Annotated in this window: 1 protein-coding gene; it reads right to left on the minus strand. The window is 69.7% G+C overall.

The window, feature by feature from the left end; genetic code table 11:
• Positions 1 to 2389 (minus strand): amino acid adenylation domain-containing protein (locus ACZ7P3_RS42510; protein ID WP_472090047.1); only part of this gene is annotated, 2389 nt, incomplete at both ends.

The raw sequence follows: 2389 nt of genomic DNA on the forward strand, positions 1-2389 counted from the left end.
TAGGTGAGTTGGCGGGAGATGACGGAGTCGGGGTCGTCTTCGGTGCCGAGTACGTCGTGTTGCCAGAGGGTGTAGTCGGCGTACTGGACCGGCAGCGGTGCCCAAGTGGGTGCCTGACCCGTGGTCCTGGCTTTGTAGGCGGTGGTCAGGTCGCGGGCGAGAGGTCCCAGCGACCAGCCGTCGGCGGCGATGTGGTGGACCACGAGGAGCAGGACGTGCTCATCGGCACCGGTCCGGAACAGGGTTGCCCGTAGCGGAAGTTCGGCCGTCAGGTCGAACGACTGCCGGGACGCGTCGAGCAGATCGGCATCCAGGTCGGTGAGGGACGTGTCCACCACCTTCAGCCGGCAATGGGCCTTCCCCGGGCCAAGGACACGCTGGTACGTCTCCGTGCCGTCCTGAGCGTAGAAGGTACGCAGGCTCTCGTGCCGTTCCACCACGTCAGTCAGGGCGGACTCAAGGGCCTGACGGTCGAGCGGACCGGTCAAGCGCAAGGCGACGGGGATGTTGTACGAGGCGCCGCTGGGGTCGTACTGGTGCAGGAACCACAGCCGCTGCTGTGCGTACGACAGCGGGATCCGCTCGGGTCTTGCTTGCGCGGTGAGCGGGGCGCGGGCTGCCGTGGCGTTGGTGAGTGCTTCCGCCAGGCCCGCGACGGTGGGTGCTTCGAAGACGGCGCGTACGGGAAGTTCGGTGCCGAGGGTGGTGCGGATGCGGGCGACGAGGCGGGTGGCGAGCAGGGAGTGTCCGCCGAGGTCGAAGAAGCTGTCGTCGATGCCGATCTGCCGGGCCCCGAGGACGTCGGCGAACAGACCGCGGAGGATCTCTTCCTGCGGGGTGCGCGGGGCGCGCCGCTGGTCGCCGGTCGTCTCGAACTCGGGCGTGGGCAGGGCCTTGCGGTCGAGCTTGCCGTTGGCGGTGAGGGGGAGTGCGTCGAGGGTGACGAAGGCGGAGGGGACCATGTAGGCGGGCAGGGTCTGCGCGAGGTGGGCGCGAAGTTCCGCGTGCGTGGGAGCGGCCGTGTCCGGCACGACGTACGCGATCATGCGCTCGTCGCCGACGATGACGGCGGCCTGCTGGACGGCGGGGTGGTTGCGCAGGGTGGTTTCGATCTCGCCGAGTTCGATGCGGTAGCCGCGCAGTTTGATCTGTTGGTCGGCGCGGCGCAGGTATTCCAGGTCGCCGTGGGAGGACCAGCGGACGATGTCCCCGGTCCGGTACATACGGGACCCGGGAGCCCCGTAGGGGTTGGCCACGAACCGTTCCGCGCTCAGGTCGGGCCGGTTGAGGTAGCCGCGGGCGATGCCGGTGCCGGCGATGTAGAGCTCGCCGGGGACTCCTGCGGGGACGGGCTGGAGGTGTGTGTCCAGGACGTAGAGCTGGGTGTTGTCCAGGGGGTGGCCGATGGTGACGGGTGCGTGGTGGTCGAGGTGGGCGGCGGTGGACCAGATGGTGGTCTCGGTGGGCCCGTAGACGTTGATCACTTCGGCGGCGGCCTGGGTGAGCACCTCGGCCAGGTCGGTGGGCAGGGCTTCACCGCCGACCAGTACGCGGACACCGGCCAGGGCGCCGGTTACGGCCGGGGTCTCGGTGGCTGCCCGCCACAGACTCGGCGTGGCCTGCATGACGGTGATCCGCTCATCGGTGAGCAGGGTGTGCAGCCGGTCGGGGTCGTGGACGATCCCGGTGGGTGCGATCACGACGGTGGCGCCGGTGGTGAGCGGGGTGAACAGTTCCAGCCCGGCGATGTCGAAGCCGATGGTGGTCACGGCGAGGAGCCGGTCCGCGCTGTTGAGGGGGATGCGGCGGCGCATGTCCTCAAGGAGGTTGGCCAGGGCACCACGCGGAATGACGACACCCTTGGGACGGCCCGTCGAGCCGGAGGTGTACAGGACGTAGGCGGCCTGCGCCGCATCGACGACCTCCGGCAGTTCACCCCCCGGCTCGCGGAGTTCCGCGGCGGCCAGCCATGCTTCGTCGACGGTGACGACGGGCCGGGTCTCGTCCTGCATGAAGGCGAGGCGGTCGGCGGGGAAGTCCCCGTCCAGCGGCAGATACGCGCCACCCGTCTTGAGCACGGCCAGCAGCACGGCGACCAGATCCACCGACCGCGGCAGCAGAACGGCAGCGAACCGCTCCGGCCCGACCCCGTCCTCCGCCAGCAACCGGGCCAGCCGCTCACTACGCGCATCCAACTCGGCATACGAGAGAGCCACTTCACCGGACACCACTGCCTGCGCATCCGGCGTGCGAGCCACCTGCGCCCGGAACGACACCACCAGATCCTCGGCCGCCGACACGGTGGCGGAGTCGTTCCACCCCACCAGCACCCGCTGCCGTTCCTCGTCCTCCAGTACATCGATCGAGCCGACGGGTGTGTCCGGGGTGG

This window comes from Streptomyces sp. NPDC107581 (assembly GCF_055657175.1).